The 1166-nt window shown below is 45.6% G+C and carries 2 protein-coding genes; both read left to right on the top strand.

The features are described from left to right. A partial coding sequence (locus BMW94_RS30050) for a helix-turn-helix domain-containing protein (protein WP_254790423.1) occupies nucleotides 1-276 on the top strand: 276 nt, incomplete at its 5' end. Then, nucleotides 273-1136 carry an IS3 family transposase gene (locus tag BMW94_RS30045; protein WP_368086964.1) on the top strand — a complete coding sequence of 288 codons (864 nt, stop codon included), beginning with the start codon at nucleotides 273-275 and terminating at the stop codon, nucleotides 1134-1136. The genes BMW94_RS30050 and BMW94_RS30045, both read left to right, overlap by 4 nt. Nucleotides 1137-1166 lie beyond the last annotated feature (30 nt).

Here is a 1166-nt window from a genome sequence, read left to right as displayed (position 1 = left end):
AAATTGAATGCAGTTAGATCCTATGTCGAAGGTTCTTCAAGTTACAAAGTAGTCGCTGAACGCGAAGGAATTCGCAACTGTTCACAACTGAAGGTGTGGGTGAAAAAGTGGAAAAACGGGGAAGCGTTCGATGAACGAAAAAACAGTGTGCCCAATCCACTGAAGGGACGTCCCCGTACAGCCTTTGGCAGCGTGGAGGAAGAACGAGACTATCTTCAAGCACAGGTAGATTATTTAAAAAAGCGGTATCCAAATCTAGTAAAGGAGAAGCGCTGAGCCAACGGGAGAACTACGATATCATCGATGAATTGAGCTGCTCGCATGGCATTACACGCCTACTATCGATTACAGGAATACCCCGATCCAGTTACTATAAATGGCGAGCAACCCAGCCGCAGCGAGACGCAAGACAAGAACGTGACCGTGAGATCAAAGAACACATGATGGCTATTCATTTTGAAAACCGAGAGTTTGGTTATCCTCGCATGACCACGGCGTTGTGGGAGGCTGGTCTGAACGTGAATCACAAGAAAGTATATCGAATCATGCGTGAACTATCGATCCAATCAGTGATTCGCAAGAAGCGGAAGAAGTCCAGCTATACGCCATCTGTGATCTATCCGAATCGCCTAAAGCGCCAATTTCATGCTACAGCACCCCAGCAAAAAATGGTGACGGATATTACTTATATTTCGAATGGGGATTCATTTGTTTACCTGTCCGTGATTCAAGACTTGTTCAACAACGAGATTGTAGCTTGGCAGTTATCTAAACGGAACGATGTTCAGCTCGTATTGGATACGGTGGAACAATGGACACAAAAAAGAGACGTTTCAGAAGCCGTGCTCCATTCGGATCAGGGCTTCCAATACACGTCTCAGGCGTACAACACACGATTAGAAGCATTCGGCATTAAGGGCAGCCACTCTCGCAAAGCAACCTGCCTGGATAACGCATGCATCGAATCCTTCTTTTCGCATCTCAAGACAGAGAAGCTGTACCTTAATCAGTGTAATTCAGAAGCAGAGATTCGACAAGCCGTGGAAGATTATATGTACAATTACAACTACCGACGTTTTCAAGCCAAACTCAAACAGCGCGCACCGATTGAATATCGATGCGCACTGGCAGCATAGCTTTTTTTATCTGTCTACTTGACAGGGGTA

Origin of the sequence: Paenibacillus sp. OK003 (assembly GCF_900109515.1) — a bacterium.
Classification (GTDB): domain Bacteria; phylum Bacillota; class Bacilli; order Paenibacillales; family Paenibacillaceae; genus Paenibacillus; species Paenibacillus marchantiae.
Note: the sequence above shows the minus strand (reverse complement) of the source record. Positions and strands in the feature narration are given on the sequence as shown.